The organism is Alkalibacter saccharofermentans DSM 14828 (assembly GCF_900128885.1).
In the GTDB taxonomy this organism is placed as follows: domain Bacteria; phylum Bacillota; class Clostridia; order Eubacteriales; family Alkalibacteraceae; genus Alkalibacter; species Alkalibacter saccharofermentans.
In genome coordinates this window covers 1-17,791 of record NZ_FQTU01000001.1, presented here as the reverse complement: position 1 = coordinate 17,791, position 17,791 = coordinate 1, and the positions used below count along the sequence as shown (strand labels likewise).

The 17,791-nt window shown below is 39.9% G+C and carries 18 protein-coding genes and 1 rRNA gene; 1 reads left to right on the top strand and 18 read right to left on the bottom strand.

All coding sequences use genetic code 11. From position 1 onward, the window contains the following. Nucleotides 1–92: 92 nt before the first annotated feature. The 17 genes from BUB93_RS00095 to BUB93_RS00015 all read right to left on the bottom strand — a co-directional run bounded on the left by BUB93_RS00095 (nt 93) and on the right by BUB93_RS00015 (nt 16,579). Nucleotides 93–1,148: a homocitrate synthase/isopropylmalate synthase family protein gene (locus tag BUB93_RS00095; RefSeq protein ID WP_073269032.1), complete on the bottom strand. Its 1,056-nt coding sequence runs from the start codon at nt 1,146–1,148 to the stop codon at nt 93–95. A 27-nt stretch (nt 1,149–1,175) separates the two neighbouring features. Next, a complete protein-coding gene (locus BUB93_RS00090; protein WP_073269031.1) occupies nt 1,176–1,481 on the bottom strand; it encodes a (2Fe-2S) ferredoxin domain-containing protein in 306 nt (101 codons plus the stop codon). A gap of 11 nt (nt 1,482–1,492) precedes the next feature. Then, complete coding sequence (gene nifB / locus BUB93_RS00085) at nt 1,493–2,404, bottom strand: nitrogenase cofactor biosynthesis protein NifB (protein WP_073269337.1); 912 nt, start codon at nt 2,402–2,404, stop codon at nt 1,493–1,495. Continuing rightward, nucleotides 2,397–3,764, bottom strand: coding sequence for a nitrogenase component 1 (locus tag BUB93_RS00080; RefSeq protein WP_073269030.1), 1,368 nt, complete (start codon nt 3,762–3,764; stop codon nt 2,397–2,399). The genes nifB and BUB93_RS00080 overlap by 8 nt, the downstream gene beginning before the upstream one ends. Continuing rightward, nucleotides 3,754–5,121, bottom strand: coding sequence for a nitrogenase iron-molybdenum cofactor biosynthesis protein NifE (gene nifE, locus BUB93_RS00075; protein ID WP_073269029.1), 1,368 nt, complete (start codon nt 5,119–5,121; stop codon nt 3,754–3,756). The genes BUB93_RS00080 and nifE overlap by 11 nt, the downstream gene beginning before the upstream one ends. A gap of 143 nt (nt 5,122–5,264) precedes the next feature. Beyond that, nucleotides 5,265–6,632, bottom strand: coding sequence for a nitrogenase molybdenum-iron protein subunit beta (gene nifK / locus BUB93_RS00070; protein WP_073269028.1), 1,368 nt, complete (start codon nt 6,630–6,632; stop codon nt 5,265–5,267). Further along, nucleotides 6,626–8,233 carry a nitrogenase molybdenum-iron protein alpha chain gene (nifD, locus tag BUB93_RS00065; protein WP_073269336.1) on the bottom strand — a complete coding sequence of 536 codons (1,608 nt, stop codon included), beginning with the start codon at nt 8,231–8,233 and terminating at the stop codon, nt 6,626–6,628. The genes nifK and nifD overlap by 7 nt, the downstream gene beginning before the upstream one ends. Nucleotides 8,234–8,276: 43 nt before the next feature. Next, the gene (locus BUB93_RS00060) at nt 8,277–8,660 is read right to left on the bottom strand and encodes a P-II family nitrogen regulator (RefSeq protein WP_073269027.1); all 384 of its coding nucleotides are present in this window, start codon (nt 8,658–8,660) and stop codon (nt 8,277–8,279) included. Between the two features lie 13 nt (nt 8,661–8,673). After that, nucleotides 8,674–8,997, bottom strand: a complete 324-nt coding sequence (locus BUB93_RS00055; protein WP_073269026.1) for a P-II family nitrogen regulator — start codon at nt 8,995–8,997, stop codon at nt 8,674–8,676. A gap of 157 nt (nt 8,998–9,154) precedes the next feature. Beyond that, nucleotides 9,155–9,973 (bottom strand): nitrogenase iron protein, encoded by an 819-nt coding sequence (gene nifH, locus BUB93_RS00050; protein ID WP_073269025.1) that lies wholly within the window; start codon nt 9,971–9,973, stop codon nt 9,155–9,157. Nucleotides 9,974–10,282: 309 nt separating this feature from the next. After that, the gene (gene ruvB / locus BUB93_RS00045; protein WP_073269024.1) at nt 10,283–11,323 is read right to left on the bottom strand and encodes a Holliday junction branch migration DNA helicase RuvB; all 1,041 of its coding nucleotides are present in this window, start codon (nt 11,321–11,323) and stop codon (nt 10,283–10,285) included. Between the two features lie 13 nt (nt 11,324–11,336). Further along, nucleotides 11,337–11,942 carry a Holliday junction branch migration protein RuvA gene (ruvA, locus tag BUB93_RS00040; protein WP_073269023.1) on the bottom strand — a complete coding sequence of 202 codons (606 nt, stop codon included), beginning with the start codon at nt 11,940–11,942 and terminating at the stop codon, nt 11,337–11,339. Nucleotides 11,943–12,076: 134 nt separating this feature from the next. Further along, nucleotides 12,077–12,802 carry a YebC/PmpR family DNA-binding transcriptional regulator gene (locus BUB93_RS00035; protein ID WP_073269022.1) on the bottom strand — a complete coding sequence of 242 codons (726 nt, stop codon included), beginning with the start codon at nt 12,800–12,802 and terminating at the stop codon, nt 12,077–12,079. 74 nt (nt 12,803–12,876) lie between these two features. Further along, entirely contained in the window at nt 12,877–13,542 is a 666-nt protein-coding gene (locus BUB93_RS00030; protein WP_084116746.1) for a YigZ family protein, read from the bottom strand. Further along, the gene (gene hflX / locus BUB93_RS00025) at nt 13,511–15,277 is read right to left on the bottom strand and encodes a GTPase HflX (protein ID WP_073269020.1); all 1,767 of its coding nucleotides are present in this window, start codon (nt 15,275–15,277) and stop codon (nt 13,511–13,513) included. Before hflX ends, BUB93_RS00030 begins: the two co-directional genes overlap by 32 nt. 34 nt (nt 15,278–15,311) lie before the next feature. Then, nucleotides 15,312–15,632, bottom strand: a complete 321-nt coding sequence (locus tag BUB93_RS00020) for a hypothetical protein (protein WP_073269019.1) — start codon at nt 15,630–15,632, stop codon at nt 15,312–15,314. A gap of 122 nt (nt 15,633–15,754) precedes the next feature. Further along, on the bottom strand, nt 15,755–16,579 hold the full coding sequence (locus BUB93_RS00015) for an SDR family NAD(P)-dependent oxidoreductase (protein ID WP_073269018.1): 825 nt from the start codon (nt 16,577–16,579) through the stop codon (nt 15,755–15,757). A 201-nt stretch (nt 16,580–16,780) separates the two neighbouring features. Between BUB93_RS00015 and BUB93_RS00010 the strand changes: the two genes are divergently transcribed. Then, on the top strand, nt 16,781–17,497 hold the full coding sequence (locus BUB93_RS00010) for a GntR family transcriptional regulator (protein ID WP_073269017.1): 717 nt from the start codon (nt 16,781–16,783) through the stop codon (nt 17,495–17,497). A gap of 78 nt (nt 17,498–17,575) precedes the next feature. Here BUB93_RS00010 and rrf read toward each other — a convergent pair. Further along, nucleotides 17,576–17,692: ribosomal RNA gene (rrf, locus tag BUB93_RS00005) — 5S ribosomal RNA — on the bottom strand. Nucleotides 17,693–17,791: the final 99 nt, after the last annotated feature.

The window sequence follows — 17,791 nt, the reverse complement described above, 5'->3', positions numbered from 1 at the left end:
TCCTGTTCGTAAATCTTCTAAAATATAATACTAGATATACATAAATAAAGCAAGCCGACTGTTGAATATATCAACAATAAGCTTGCTTATTATCAGTATGGTTTTTTCTTCAGCTTGTCCAATATTTTTATTGCCTGCTGTTCCGTTAGATTTATTCCCTTTGATTTGTATATGTATTTTACGGATTTAATGCCGGAGTGTTTCCCCAATACGAATTTATGCTTCCTTCCTATTATATCCGGATTTAAATATTGGTAATTATCCCTGTCCTTTATCATTCCATCCACGTGTATTCCCGATTCATGGGTGAAAACATCTTTTCCTACCACGGGTTTGGCGGGGTGCACTCTTACCCTGGAATACTTTTCAACTAGCTTTGACAGCCTGGCAAGTTCTCCAATATTGATCGACGCGATCACATTTTCCATGTATATAAGGCTGAGCACTATCTCGTCAAGGGAAGTATTTCCAGCCCGTTCCCCTATTCCGTTGACGGTACAGCTTATATGGTCCGCGCCTGCCTTGAATGCACTGAAAGCATTTGCCGTTGCCATGCCAAAGTCGTTATGTCCGTGAAAATCAATTGATACAGGAAGAAGTATCTTTAATGGCATAATTTCTTCCCAAACGGTATATGGATTTAACCTCCCGACAGTATCGGCATATCTCACTCTCACAGCACCTGACTCCACTACGGTTTTAAAAAATTTCTGAAGAAATTTCCTGTCACTCCTGGAAGCATCCTCAGCACCAACAGACACCTTGCATCCTTTTTTTACTGAATACTCAACTAGTCTATTAGTTTCTCTTAAAATATGATCCCTGTCAGAACCCAGTTTGCTTTTTATCATGATATCAGATACGGGAGCAGAAATATGAAGGCTTTCGATTCCAGTCATCAAAGAGCTTTCTACATCTTCCTGTTTCATCCTATTCCATGTCATAAGCTCTGATGATATATCTAGTGAGTTTAATGCCTGCAAAACCTTTATCTCTTCTTTACCCATGGCGGGAATTCCGGCTTCAATTACGTCCACTCCCGCCTTGTCCATAGCCTTAACCATGTTTATCTTTTGCTTAAATGAAAAGTTTATTCCGGGAGCCTGTTCCCCATCTCTTAAAGTGGTATCCACAATGTGAAGCTTCATTTCAGCTACCTCCCGTTAAATTATGATTTAAATAATAAGCCTTTCAACTTTTTCTTCCTCTTCAAGGGCATCTACTATTTCCTCAACATCATCAGGAGTCACCTTCCCGTACCAGGTCTGTTCAGGATAAACGACTACGATGGGCCCTTTTGAGCATATACCCATGCATCCGGTACTGGTGACCATCACTTCCCCGTCCAGGTCTCTGTCTTGAATCTCTTCATTGAAGTTTAGCACTATATCCACTGCATCCTTTTGCAGGCAAAAACCTTTGTTTTCACCTACCAGTCTAGCGCTTCCACATACAAAAATATGATGCTTCAATTTTTCCATTTTGCCGCCTCCTAGCTTATTTTTCTCTTTTCCGAATCCTTATCCTCACCAAGCTTGCCTACTGCATCCGCCCTGCACTGTCTGCAGTGGTACATTTGAGTTACCAATTTCTCACAGCTCTTTCTGATTGCTTTTAGCTCTCCTTCAGTGAGCTTCTCATGATTTTCAAACTCCGTGCCCGCTACCGGGATTAATGACATTATATTTGTAAATGTCACGCCTAATGACTTGACTTTTTTAACAATCTCTTTCACATGCCCGTCATTGACGCCTTTAATAGCTACTATGTTTACTTTGCACATTATGTCCATTTCCTTCAATTTAGCCAGACCTTCCAGCTGGTTGTCCAGTAGTATCTTTGCAGCATTCCTTCCCGTTATCAATTTCCCGTTGTAGTAGATACTGTCGTATATCTTTTCTCCTATATCAGGATCCACTGCATTTATGGTAACCGTAAGGTGGGTAATTCCCAGCTCTTTAAGCTCTTTAGCATAGATGGGAAGCATCAGCCCGTTGGTTGAAAGACATATGGCAACCTCTGGGTATTTTTCCTTTATAAGTTCTACAGTCTTTTTAGTCTTGTTGAAATTGGCCAGAGCATCTCCGGGACCAGCTATACCCATTACAGTAAGATTGTCAACTTGCTCGTTGTAGTAGTCAAATGTTTCAAGGGCTTTTTGTGGAGTCAATAAATTACTAGTGACGCCAGGTCTGCTTTCATTTTGACAGTCAAATTTTCTGTTGCAGAACTTGCATTTGATATTGCACTTTGGCGCTACCGGCAGATGTATCCTAGCATTGTCATGAGCCTCCTTGTTGTAACAAGGATGTTTGAGCGTCTTTTGTTGAACCTCAGATGATAATCCAGATTTAAGATAAGGGCTATCTGTATTCTTTCCATCGCATCCTCTGCAGTTACGCATATTTCTCACCTCCGCTTTTATCATAAAATTCATCGTATATCCTCTGTCTGTAGCCACTGTGTTTTAAGTCCAGCAAAGTATTTGTAATTTCATCTAAGTATGTCATGCTTCCCGTATAACCGATTATAAGCTTCCTTTGAGCTCCTATATGATCGTGAACAGGAAAACCAACTCTGATTAATGGTATGTTTTCTTTCTCCCAGATGAACTTGCCGTCTGAGTTGCCTATCATAATATTAGGCTTTAATCTTTTCACTTCACTGTGGATAGTCTCAAAGTCAACATCATCCATAATCAAAGAATTTGGATAATCAAAATATTTTTTTAGTGTTTTAGCCTTCGCTCCGGTTGCAACTATCATAGGTGTTATTCCGTTTTCTGAGCACAGCTTTGTAGTTGCGTAAGTTATTTCAGGATTTCCAAAAATCAATGCTCGTCCTTCTCCGTTATATTTATGAGAATCGATCATTCCGTCGAGCATCCGCTCTCTTTCTGCATGCAAATCTTTCGGAACCGATCTGCCGGTAATCTTTGCAAGGGCTTTTATAAAGGTATCTGTTCCTTCCAATCCCACCGGCATTGCCATCTTATATAATTCTACTCCGTATTTTTCTTTTAGAAATATCCCCGGGCTATATTTTTCCTCCAACAGCAGCGCAAACTCAATGGTGGCTTTAGCTCCTGCCATTGACCTTATCTCCTGGATTGTTGTGCCTCCCTTTGGTATTTTACTGTAATCTTCACTGAATGACCCGTCCAAAGTCTCCGAAATATCAGGTATTAGATTAAAGTCAACTTCGTAGAGTTTGCCTATCCTTTTTATTTCCCTGATATCTGCGGGAGTCAAATCACCGGCGACAATATTTATTTTGTCATTTTTTTCCGGTGTTTCAGGGGAGTAGTATTCAACTATGGATCTCACCGTATGAAAAAAACCCTCGTAATGGCTAGCTCCGTATCCCGGAGTTGAAACCGGTATGATGTCAACTTCGGTTATTGAATGCTTGCTTTTAAATTCTTCTATTACCCTTTTGATATCCTCGCCGATAGTCTCAGCCAAGCAGGTCGTCAATACACCTATAACCTTGGGATTGTAAAGCTTGATTACATTTTTGATCCCGTGCTTTAAATTTTTGCTTCCTCCATGCACTGTTTGATTTTCACTTAGTGAACTTGAGGCAATGTCAATGGGCTCATTGTAATGGGTAGCCATGTGTCTTCTGATATACGTTGCACATCCCTGAGATCCGTGCATCAATATCATGGAATTCTCTATGCCTTTAAAGGCCAGGGACCCGCCCATAGGCATGCACATTTTGCATGGATTGACATTCATATTCATGTAATTTTTAGTTTTCATCAAGTCCGCCTCCTTTCACCAGGTTCCAAACAGGACTGTTTACAGTTAGATCGACTTCTTTAGCAAAGTTGACTGCCCCTTCATAGCCGCAAAGGGGATGCTTTCTTTCGTGGTTGTGATCTATAAAGGCTATGCCGAGCTTATAAGCCAGCGGTCTTTCTTTGACTCCTCCCACCAGGAGATCCGCACCTTTTTCTTTCATGAAGGACTCTAACTCCGATGGATTAGTATCATCCAGTATAACTGTCCCTTCATTTGAGAGCTCTTTGATTTTTTCGTATTCTTCTTTTCTGCCTGTTTGAGTTCCCACCATTACGGTTTCCATCCCAAGTTCATTAAACTGCTTGATCAGGGATATGGCTTTAAAGCCTCCACCGACATAGATTGCGACTTTTTTTCCTCTGCATCTGTTTTTATAATTTTCAAGTGCTTCTTCAGTTTCTTCTATCATTAGTTCGATAAATGCCTCTGCTTTTTGAACTACCCCTTCGTCTTTCGATAATTTGGCAAGGGTTCTCAAAGACTCAGATGTGTCGTCAATTCCGAAAAAACTTACCCTTTCGTAATCTATACCGTATTTCACTTTCATCTGCTCCGCCAGATAAATGCTTGAACCTGCGCATTGCACAATATTGAAGGATGCATTTTTTGCCTCTTTAAGCTTATCGGTGGACGAATCTCCAGTCATTCCTGTTATCAGCTTCAAGCCCAAGGCATTAAAGTACCTGCCCAAAATCCATATCTCTCCGGCTAAGTTGAATTCCCCTAAATAATTGAAACTTCTCTTGTCTTTAATATCATCCATTTGGGAATCGCTATCCATCAGGGAAATAATCGCATTGCAAGCCGCTTTATATCCATCTTTTTTACTGCCGGCAAATCCCGATGACTGGACAGGAATCACCTTTATTGTAAATTTTTTCTCAACCTCTTTACATACAGCTTCCAAATCGTCGCCTATTACCCCTACTACACAGGTCGAATATACAAATATGATTTGTGGCTTGATTTTTTCAACAATCTCCTCTATAGCCGATGCAAGTTTTTTTTCGCCTCCAAAAATAATGTCTTTTTCCTGCAGGTCCGTGGAAAAGCTGTTTCTGAAATTTTCAGATCCACTGCTTAAGCTCCCTCGTATGTCCCAAGTGTAGCTGGCACAACCAATAGGTCCATGAACGATATGCACTGCATCCGTTATCGGATTCAAAACAACTCTTGCACCACAGTAAACGCACGCCCTTTGGCTTACAGCTCCTGAAACACTGTCCTGATCGCATTTGATGCCGTCAGAGCCTGATTTTTTTATTAGTATATGATCTTTCCTTTCGTCCAGCATATAGCTTTTTTCAGCTTTCATATCTCCAACCTCCAAATATTCACAATGTCTCGCATCCGGCAAACCATATATTTAAAACAGATTTTTCCGTTTGTTTTCATCTCTTTTTATAAATTGAGGGAGCAAATATTAATATCTTGCTCCCTCGCCTTATATATTGACTTTTACATTACCAATTCAAAATCTTCGTCCGTGCATTCTCTGTCATACTTGTCCAAGAATGCGGTGCTTATCTTTTCTATGAGCCTCATGGCTCCTTTGTAACCTACCGTAGGGAATAAGCTATGTCCGACTCTGTCTAGTATCGGGAATCCTACCCTTATCAAGGGCACATCCTCAGCTCTTGCTATATACTTTCCGTATGTATTGCCTATCAGCATATCAACAGCTTCGTTCTTCATCCATTGATGAAGAGTCATCAAGTCCCCCCCGGCCTTAACCTTGGATCCTTCTATTCCTGCTTCTTTTAGTATTTCATTGATTGATTTTTCAAATGCATTACCCGGTGTTCCTGTTAAAATATACTTAGGAACCATGCCTAAGCTTATTACGAATTCGGTCATTGGAATAACTATGTCCGGGTCGCCGAAAATGGCGACTTTCTTGCCGTGATAATGATTGTGAATATCTATCATGAGATCCACAAGCTGTCCTCTTTCAAATTCGAGTTCCTTTGACATTTCATTTCCAGTAGCCTCCAACACCTTCATTACAAAGTCATCGGTAGCCTTTATTCCAATAGGAATGTTTATGACGTTCGCCTCAACGTCACAAAGCTTTTCAAGCTCGAAGGCAGCAGCTTCTGATGAGAATTTGCCCATTGCGATCGTCTTTTCGCAATTTCCAAGATCGCTTAGCTCCTCTACTGTCGTTCCTCCCTCAGGATACATTTCGTACTTTCCTGTGTTCGGTGAGTTTACCACACCGCTTGTGTCGGGAAACATCGTAAAGGGGGCTCCCAACATGCTAAGCATTCTCTTGATTTCTGACATATCACTTGGTTCAACGTATCCTGGGATTACTGCAAGTTTTCCATTTTCGATAATCTTGTTTTTATTTACCATGTGAGTGACCATGGCTTTTGTCATATTAGAAAACCCTGTCACGTGAGAACCTTGGTAACTCGGCGTACTTGCATAGATTACAGTTTTTCCTTCAGGCACCTTGGTGCTAAGGACTATGTCGTTCAAATCGTCACCGATAGTCTCTGACAAGCATGTTGTATTGACCGCGATAACGTCAGGATCGTATATTTCAAATACATTCTCGATACCTTTTTTCAGGTTGCTTTTACCTCCGAACACACAAGCTCCTTCAGTGAACGAACTGGTGGATGCAACGATTGGATCTCTGTAATGTCTTGTAAGGTGCATCCTGTGGTAAGAACAGCATCCCTGTGAACCGTGACTGTGGGGTAGGCATCTGTGGATACCTAAAGCTGCGTACATTGCTCCTATGGGTTGGCAGGTTTTTGCCGGATTAACAACTAATGCACTTCTTTCGTTGATCTCTTTTGGTGTATGGTCTAGCATACCTTTTCAACTCCTTCCACTTTCCCTGTTATCATAGGCTCTTTCTTCCACGGGGGAATAGTGTAGCTCCATGCCGGAGTGTGTATTCCTGCCGCAGTATCTCTTGCAAAATTAACCGCTCCCTTGTACCCTGCGTATGGTCCTGAGTAATCGTATGAGTGCATTTGCTTGGAGTAGATGCCCATCTTTTGGATCATATACTTATCTTTGATCCCTGAACCGAAGAAGGATGGCTTCAAAGCCTTCACAGCTATTTCAGTTTCATAGTGGTTCAAATCATCAATAACTACTGTATTTGTCTTCATGTCAGTTATCAAACCCTTGTATTGGTTTAAAGGAAGCTCTTTCTTAAGTTCTTCCAATCTATTCACGGGAATTCTTAACCTGTACTTCTGTTCGTCTTTTTCCACAGTTATTTCTTCTATGTTTCGAGTATCCGCATCCAGTTTTATATCCGGTATGACGTCCCTTCCTTCATAGTCGTCCCTATGCCCGAATTCGTATCCAGCTAGTATGGTATCCATGCCGATTTCTCCTAAAAGCCCTTGATAATGATGGGCTCTGGAGCCACCTACATACAACATCGCTGTCTTTCCTTCGCACATTTCCTTGTAATACGCCATTTCATCCTCTATTTCTGAAATTTCTTCGCTTATGACTGCTTCAGTTCTCTTGATAAGATCCTCGTCCCCAAAGTATTTTGCTATATTTCTAAGAGTGTTTGACATATTTTCCATACCAATAAAGTTCACCTTCATCCAAGGCATCCCGTATTTGATTTCTATCATCTCAGCTATGTAGTTTATCGATCTATGGCATTGAACTAAGTTCAAGTCTGCATTATGGGACTTGGCTATATCTTCATACTCAGAGTTACCGGTCATACAAGCGACTACTTTGTATCCAATCTTGTTGAGAACTCTGGATATCTCCCATTCGTCACCACCGATATTGTACTCCCCTAGAATGTTCAACGTAAATTCCTTCTCTTTCGGCTTTGGAATATCTATCGTTCCTATTACGTCCTTCATAAGCTTGTTGTTCGCTATGTGATGACCTGCAGATTGGCTAACGCCCTTATAGCCTTCACAACTGAAAGCCAGCACAGGAATGCCGTATTCCTTTTCTGCATCCTTGGCAACCTTTTGTATGTCATCTCCTATAAGTCCCACCGGACATGTTGCAGAAACAGATATCGCTTTGGGGTTGAAAGTTTCAACTGCTTCCTTGATGGCTTGCGCCAGCTTTTTATCACCACCGAATACTATATCGCTTTCCTGCATATCTGTAGTAAAGGCATAACTTAAGAAATTCTTTCCTCCGTCTTTTGCCTTGCCCTTATTACGTCTGGTTCCCCATGCATAGTAAGAACATCCGACTGGACCGTGGACTATATGCACCATATCCACTATTGGCCCTATAACTACGCCTTTGCACCCTGCATAGCAACAACCCCTATTTGTAATAATCCCAGGTATAGTCCTTGTATTTGCACCAATTTTAGGGATATCGTCAGAATCCTTGACAAGGATGTGTTCTTTTCTGTTTTTCATAACCTTTGCAGGATAAGCATCCAACATCTTATCAACTACCTTGTTCATATCTTTCATCATAACACCTGCTTTCGTCTCCTGTTTTTTACCTCTAAATTGCCAGATCTCCGCATTCGTCCGTTCTGACTCTTATAGCATCATCCACCGGACAAACGAATATTTTTCCGTCTCCCATGTTACCTGTTTGATTGACATCGATTAGTAGGTCTATGACGCTTTTTACATCCTCATCGTGCACCACGAGATAAATTAGCCTTTTTGCGATAAATCTGTTGTTTTCCGTAATTGTCTCAATCAAATGAGGATTATCTATCTCTTTTCCCTCAATCAGGTCCTCCAATATATCCATATTGACCATTTTTTTGCCTCGGCCAGTTACTTTTTTACATAGCATGGACGGGTACCCGGCTTCAGACAGTGCATTCTTTGTTTCATTCATCTTGTTCATTCTGATTACTGCCATTATTTCTTTCATAAAGAAGCCTCCTCTACAGCTCTTGTACGCCACTGCTTATTGTGTAAACATCCTCAACCGGTGTAACAAATATCTTCCCATCTCCATAAACTCCTTCTCCAGTCTTGGCATTCTTGGAAATAAGCTTTACTACCTCGTCTTTTTCCTCGTCTTCCACTACCAAAAGCAGCATTTCTTTTTGAAGTTCATCGTATCTTACATTTCCTACTTTTATGCCTCTTTGTTTTCCTCTTCCTACGACATCAGTTTTTGTTACCGCCGGATAGCCGGCATCTAGCAATTCTTCTAAAATCACAGACACTCTTTCAGGTCTGACAATGGCTCTTATCATTTTCATCTCGATATCCTCCTTTAATTATTCCATGATTAAAACTACAGGTTCATGGATGGACGTATTTATGAATTGAATTATGTTCTAATTTTTGATAAAATCAAGATGTAGGTCCCTAGCCTACTTATTACCGATTGAGAGGCAGGCCCCGCTTGTCTTTCAATCAACCCAAGATTCCATATTCCATCAAAATTTCTTCCAGTCTGTCTGTCTCCATAGGTTTAGGTACTACAAACATATCGTTGTCTTCGATGTTTTTGGCTAAAGTTCTGTACTGGTCTGCCTGAGGTTGTGAAGGGTCAAAGTCTATTACTGTCTTTTTGTTTATTTCTGCTCTTTGTACCATGTTGTCTCTTGGCACGAAGTGAATCATTTGTGTTCCTAGCTCTTTTGCAAAGGCCTCTATCATTTCATATTCGTTGTCAACTTTCCTGCTGTTGCATATTATTCCACCAAGTCTCGTGCCACCTGTTGCAGCATATTTTTGTATGCCTTTGCTTATGTTGTTTGCGGCGTACATGGCCATCATCTCACCTGATGCAACAATATAGATTTCTTCAGCCTTTCCTTCACGTATAGGCATCGCAAAACCGCCACATACAACGTCTCCCAAGACATCGTAGAATACATAATCTAGATCTTCCGTATAAGCTCCCAGTTGCTCAAGAAGGTTTATTGAAGTTATTATTCCTCTTCCCGCACAACCTACACCCGGTTCCGGTCCACCTGACTCCACACATCTTATGTCCTTAAAGCCTTTTACAAGCACTTGATCCAGCTCAATGTCTTCACCTTCATCTCTCAAAGTTTCCAGCACAGTCTTTTGAGCCATCCCGTGAAGCACCAGTCTTGTAGAATCTGCTTTAGGGTCACAGCCAACTATCATTATTTCTCTTCCCATTTCTCCTAGTGCGGCTGTCAAGTTTTGAGTAGTCGTTGATTTGCCGATTCCACCTTTACCATAGATTGCAATTTGTCTCATTTCATTCATCCTCCTTTTTTATAAAAAAAATGTTGGACGATATTTACATACCGACCAACACCTTTGTTATCGAGTCAAGCTAATGATTGCTAAAACAACTGCCGCTGTTCCATAAGTCGTGGAACAACGGCAGCGTCATTTGTTATTTACTTGTAATAAAAAATGACGTTACCCACAATGTGGATAACGTCGTTGTTATCAAGTGTATTTTCTTGTTAAATAGATACTACCACAGGAAAAAATCAAATGCAAATATTTTTTTCATGAAACTGATTTCATATTTTTATTATAATTCATCATAATTAATATTTATGCTTCTGAAGTATCTTGACCGTCAAAAAAGCTTATATTTTCACTATCGAAGGAATAGCCCATATGCTCATATGCCCTTTTGGTTGCAATCCTTCCACGAGGAGTCCTCTGAATAAAACCCAATTGCAATAAATATGGTTCGTACACATCCTCTATTGTTGACTTTTCCTCATCTATTGTTGCAGAAAGAGTATCCAGGCCTACAGGCCCTCCTGAAAACTTAATTATTATGCTTTCAAGCATCTTCCTGTCGATTTCGTCAAGTCCAATTTCGTCAACCTCCAGCAACTCTAATGCATCTTTTGCAGTTTTCTTATCAATTATGCCATTTCCTTTTATCTGTGCAAAATCCCGTACCCTTTTAAGGAGCCTGTTGGCGATTCTAGGCGTTCCTCGAGATCTTTTGGCTAGTTCTTCTGCTCCATCCCAGGCTATATCCACATCAAGTATTGTCGCGCTCCTAGTGATTATCTTTGAAAGTTGTGATGTGTCGTAAATTTCTAGTCTCGAAATCACTCCGAACCTGTCACGTAATGGTGATGTAAGAAGCCCGGCGCGGGTAGTGGCGCCGATCAGCGTAAACGGTGGTAGCTCTAAACGAATAGACCTAGCTCCCGGGCCTTTACCTACGATTATGTCAATAACAAAATCCTCCATGGCTGGATATAGGATTTCTTCTATGCTTCTGTTTAGGCGGTGTATCTCGTCGATGAACAGAACATCCCCCTTGTTGAGTCCTGTCAATATCGCAGCCAAATCACCCGGTTTTTCTATAGCAGGACCTGATGTTATTCTTATGTTTACTCCGAGCTCATTTGCTATTATATTTGCCAAAGTCGTCTTTCCAAGACCCGGCGGACCATAAAGAAGCACATGGTCCAAAGTCTCGCTTCTTTCCATCGCAGCTTTTATAAATATGCTCATTTTTTCCTTAACCTTGTTCTGGCCAATGTAATCCTTAAGTTCCTTAGGCCTGAGGCTTTTTTCTATATCAAGATCCGATTCAGTTGTTTCCGTGGTTATAATTCTATCTTTCAATTCATCACCTCTGTTAGGAAGTTGCAAAAGCACTGGATGACAGTGCTTTTTTGATTATATCCTCAATGGTCATACCGTCAATAAATATCCTATCCACCATATCAAGACCCTCTGAATAGGAATACCCCAAGCTCTCCAAGGCTTGTGCCGCTTCTTTTCTGATTTCAGTAGTGGTTGTTGAAATTACGTCATTAGAATCTCCATGGGTGGGAATTATATTTTTGTATTTGTCTTTTAATTCAAGAATTATTCTGTTCGCTGTCTTTTTTCCTATTCCAGGAGCTGTGGAAATAGCCTTTTCATCCCCGGTAGAAAGATAGGAGGCAAACTTATCAAACGTGAAGCTTGAAAGTATTCCTATGCTTACCTTAGGTCCTATGCCGGAAATGCTTATTAGGTCTCTAAAGAGCTTTCTTTCCTGCTTGTCCCCAAATCCGTAAAGCGTCATTTCGTCTTCTCTGATGTGTTGATGAATGTATATCTTGGTTTGCCCTGCATCCTGGCTAAGACTTTTCAAGGTCATTGCTGATACAGTAATCAGATAGCCAATATCTCCACACTCGAGGACGACCTTATCTTCATAAAAGTCCTTTATGCTTCCCTTTAGATATTCGTACAAAATCGTTCCTCCCCATATACTACAATTAACAGCAACTCAGACACCTAATTGTCCTTGGTTTGCATTATTCATATAATATCGTACATACTGATATTATATAGAAATATTCTTGTTAAAGCAAACATATATTCGGTTTATTCTTCTTCCCAGTTGTGGTAGACTTCCTGTATATCATCGTTGTCGTCAAACATATCCAGCATTTTATTCATCTTTTTAACATCTTCTTCTGAGAGCTTAGAATAAGTAGTGGGTATCATCGCTACTTCTGCAGATGCGAATTCATATCCTGCTTCAACCAGTGCATCGCAAGTTTTTTGAAACTCCTCCGGTTCGGTTACTATCTCAAAGCCTTCCGCTTCAACATTTATATCTTGAGCTCCTGCCTCAAGTGCAATCATCATCAGCTCATCTTCATCTACGCTATCGTCTTTTTCTATCATTATCTGGCCTTTTTTTTCAAACATGAAAGAAACGCATCCCGAAGTGCCCAGATTACCTCCATTTTTATCAAAGGCATGCCTAACATCCCCAGCAGTTCGGTTTTTATTTTCTGTCAAAGCTTGAACGATAACAGCTACTCCTCCTGGACCATATCCTTCATATGTTATCTCTTCGTAATTCGCGGACCCTAGCTCCCCTGCACCTTTTTTTATCGCTCGGTCGATATTATCATTCGGCATATTGTTAGCTTTTGCCTTGGTAACGGCATCTCTCAGTCGTGAGTTCATTTCAGGATCAGATCCGCCTTCTTTGACAGCTACTGCAATAGCCTTTGAAAGCTTGGTGTACACCTGCCCCTTCGCTGCATCAGCCTTGCCTTTTTTATGCTTAATGTTTGCCCATTTTGAATGTCCAGCCATTTTAATTCCTCCTTAGAAATTTTCAGCATTAATATTCTAACATAGTCTTTACCTTATTCCTATAGCATTGATGTCTAAAAGGCAATTTTTTCAATGAATTTTTCTCCCCCACTGTATAATTTCTGTTTGCCATTTGTTAGCTCCCTGTGTCCGCTTATGAACTGTTCCTTTTGTCTAAAAGGTATGCAAATTTTAATTTTAACTTCATCTGCATATTCTATTCCTTCCATAACGCAATCGAATGTTGAAAAATAGTTTTGAAGCATTCCTAAGAGGCTATAGTCCGTGGAGATTTCAAAAACAGCATTATATTGCATCTTCACTATTTCCATTTCGTCCAAAGCTTCTTGAGCTGCCTGGCCGTAAGCCCTGACTAGTCCCCCGGTTCCCAGCTTTATACCCCCGAAATATCTAGTCACCACCACCAATACGTTGGTCAAATTTCTTCCCACGATGCTTTCGTATATGGGTTTGCCTGCGGTAAGGGAGGGTTCCCCATCATCACTGTACTTAAATATATCTCCTGTCGGATTAACCGCATATGCAAAAGTATTATGGGCTGCTTTATAATTAAGCTTCTGTATTCTTTTTATCTTATCCTCAGCAACATCTACGGACTCAATATGAAAGCAATATGCTATAAAACGAGATTTCTTTACAACAATCTCCCTGATCGATTCTCCCTTTACGGTTAAATAGTCTTCCATGTCAAACCTTTCCCTTATTAAGTAAATGCTCATTCTTCTCGCTGATTTGAACTTTTACAACGATTTTATCCTCCAGATATTTTTCATCTGTTACAACTCCTAGACTGTGTAGGTAACTGACATACTTGCTGTCGGAGTAAGGAATCTCTAATACCTTCTCGATTGTGTCTCCAAATATTTTTTTCACTATCGCTTTTAGGAGTTTTTCAACCCCGTCGCCTGTAATAGCGCTTGTTTTCAGCTTGTCTCCTCTAATCATTGAATAAATTTGGTCGAAATCTTCACCTACAATATCCGTTTTATTAAAGACATACACCATCTCCTTGTCACTGCATTCAATTGATTGTAATACCTCTTCTACAATCTTAATTTGTTGAAGACAATTTGGATTTGAGCTATCTATAATATGAAGTATCAGATCTGCATCCTTCACTTCGTCCAATGTGGATTTAAAAGACTCAACAAGATCATGGGGCAGTTTTTCAATAAATCCGACTGTATCAGACAGTAAAAATTCCTTGTCATCCATCTTGATTTTTCTTGTAGTGGAATCCAGCGTTGCGAAAAGTTTATCCTGAGCTAAAACTGAACTTGAAGAAATCAAATTGAACATCGTGCTTTTCCCTGCATTTGTGTAACCTACCAGGGATACCACGGGAATCTGGTTCTTCACACGTCTGCTTTTTTGAATCTGTCTGGCAGATTGCATATCCTTTATCCTTTTTTCAAGGATATTGACCTGCTTGTAAATAGCCCTTCTATCGGTTTCCAGCTTTTTTTCCCCTGGTCCTCTTGTACCTATTCCCCCGCCTGCTCTAGATAGCACTTTACCCATTCCCATAAGCCTAGGGAGGCGATACTTAAGCTGGGCAAGTTCCACTTGAAGCTTTCCTTCACCTGTAGTAGCATGTTTTGCAAATATATCTAAAATAAGGGCCGTTCTATCGATCACTTTTACACCAAGTACCGTCTCAATAATTCTGAGCTGCACTGCGTTTAGCTCGTCGTTGCAGATTACGATATTGGCATTCTTTATTTGAATCAGCTCCTTCAACTCCAGGAGCTTGCCTTTTCCTATATAAAAATTCGAATCTATTTTATCTTTGTTTTGAACAACCATGTCAACAGGAACCACCTCTGCAGTTAAAGCCAGCTCCTTTAATTCATCCATAGATGACTGAATATCCAGCATCTCCGTCTTTGATTTCAGGCTGACCCCTATCAACACCGCCTTTTCAGTTTCATCAGAGACTATTTTAGGAGCATTCCTTTTAAATTTAGAGACTTTATCGCTGTAGACATCAATTTCAAATCTTCTTAAATCCTTTAAAGAAAATATACCCGGCACCTTAACTACTATTTCGTCATCTTCAACATCCAATACGCCGATTCCAACTAATATTTTATCATCCCTCACAACGACTGCTCCCAAAAGATCGAGACCAAGGCTGAGCATAGCCGATTTATCCTGATCTGATAAGTTGGGATTTTCATTGGGATGGGTATGAAAACTCTTCGCACCCTGTATTTTCTCATAGTCTATCTCCGGAAAGGAGGCACTTCTAAAATCTCCAACGCCAACTTCAAGTATTTCATTTCTTTTATCAGTAATTATTATAACTTCCCTGTTTATGAGTGTGCTGATTTCCCATAGCTCGTAAGCAGTATTTTCATCAAGAAGTTCGTTGTTTTCCATAACAAGACCCCTCAAGTCTTCCAGTCGTTCCAATAAAGACTTTTTTAATCCGTCAATATTTCCGTATATCATTTCATCACCTGTCTTCCATTGCTAATACCCTTTATTAATTTGATTTCATTTTTTTAATTTGATTTTTAATGGTCAATTCCAAAATTTTTCTCACAAGTGCTATCCCCAACACAAGCATGTAAAAATAAGCAGCTTCAAACTTTCCCATATATGTACTTATTCCCAATGAGACGTACAAGGCTCCAGTTGCTATGTCTATAAATCCCTGAACCCTCAAATACTTAAGTTCGGTATCGCTTTTTGACAACTCTTCGTTATTGGCTGATCTATTTTTCAATATATCTACAATACCAATAAGAACCAACCCTACTCCGAATACCATGAATAAAACGATCAATATCTTTTCAAAATTCATAATCCAACCTACTTTCCGTTATAGTTTATCAAGTACCTTTCATTATACAAAAATCATCTTAGTTATACCAGTGCTAATAAATTTCTTTGGTTCAATGCAAAGAAAAAAACCGGTTTCCCGGTTTATATCTGATAATTTTCAATTTTAGATGATGATGGATTTAATTCCATCAATCCGCCGTCCACAAAAATAGTCTGTCCTGTTAAATAATCTGAAAGATCTGTGGCCAGGAATTCAATGACCTTTGAACAATCTTCAGTAGTTCCTATTCTCCCTAGAGGCACTTTTTGCACCAAATCTTCGATTTGAGCTTCAAAGTGAGCATCCCACTTTACTGTGCTTATATAACCTGGGGCTATAGCATTCACAGTAACTCCGTATGGAGCAAGTTCCAATGCCATCGTCTTTGTAAGGGATATTACTGCCGCTTTCCCTGCAGAATAATGAGGCTGCACCACGAACAGTGGAACAAAACCAGCAACAGACGCAACATTGATTATTTTACCACTCTTTTGAACCTTCATAACTTTTCCTGCATGTTTAGAAAAAATGAAAGTAGTAGTAAGGTTAATGTCTATTACCCTTCTGAACTTCTCAACTTCCATATCTGTAGCAAGACCAGGTCCCGCACCACCGGTACCTCCAATGTTATTCACAAGAATATCCAAACTTCCAAAAGTATCTATTGTATCATCTACTACTTTTTTTACAAAACTTTCGTCCGTTCCGTCTCCTTCGAACTCCAAAGATTTGACTCCTAATAATTCTACCTCTTCTTTCACCGATTTTGCCTTGATGTCAGTTTCCTTGTATTTTCCTGCGCTTAAATCGATATCTGTAATCACTACGTTTGCACCGAGCTTAGCCATTCTCAGTGCATATTCTCTTCCGATTCCTCTGGCGGATCCTGTTATAATAGCAGTTTTTCCTAAAAGTCGCTTTTCCATTCCATCCTCCTCGAAAGATATGCTGCCAGCTATCCCCATAGCCTTTAAATTCAATTAAAGATAATCATCTTTACGATTAGTATGATATCATTTTAGGACGTTTATGTCAAATACTAAGTTGTTCAAATACTCCGATTGACATTATATTACTAAGTTGCTATACTCATAATCATCTATATATAAAGTTTACGAGGAGAAATCATGGGAAATATACCTGCTTATAAAAAAGTTTATTTATCGCTAAAGAAAGACATCCGAGAAGGTCGATATCCTACTGGAAGCTTGCTGCCAACTGAATACGAGCTAGAGCTTGAGTTTGATGTGAGCCGAACGACTATCCGAAAAGCCATCGGTCTTTTATCTTCAGAAGGATATGTAAAGAAAAAACAAGGCTATGGAACTGAAGTTTTGGATTATTCAACGACCCAAAAATTAAATTACCTTACATCAACCAGCGAAACATTAAAAGCAAAAGGAGTAAAGGTTACTACTCGTGGAATGGTTATTAGTATAGTCAAAGCTTCTCAGAATGTTTCAGAAGCTTTAGAAATACCTGAGGGTTCAAAGGTATACATGATTCAACGTGTTCAGCTTGCAGACGGTGTTCCCATAGCGATAATGGTTAATTATTTGAAATTAAATGAAGTTGCAGGCATAGAAGAATTCGTAGGGACATTTACCGGTTTATATGAATTTCTTGAAAATCAATATCACATTATACTTAAATCGGCTCATGAAAAGCTATCAGCAATTAGTGCTGATTTTACTGAGTCTCAAATTCTTCAGATCCCTGTGGGTGCTCCTCTTTTATTAAGCAAAAGAGTCACTTATACTGAAAAAGGTCCTTTGGATTACAGCATCGCCAAGCTGATAGGTGACAGATATGAGTATAGCGTAAGCATGGAGGGTAGAAAGTAGCCTTTAGTCAAAGACAAAAGGGATAGATCTATTACCTATTAACAGGTTTAAGATCTATCCCTTTTCTTTTAAAGAATTATCCCGCAGCGACATACTCTCCCAGGACGTCTCCATCCAAGTACCATCTGCGCAGGAGGACTTAACTACTGTGTTCGGTATGGGAACAGGTGTAGCCCCTCCGCCATTGCCGCGGAATAATTAAATCTCAAATGAGATTTGAAAACTGCATAAACTACATAAGCAAAGTATTGTTTCAATCATTCTAAACCTATTGGTCAAGTCCTCGGTCTATTA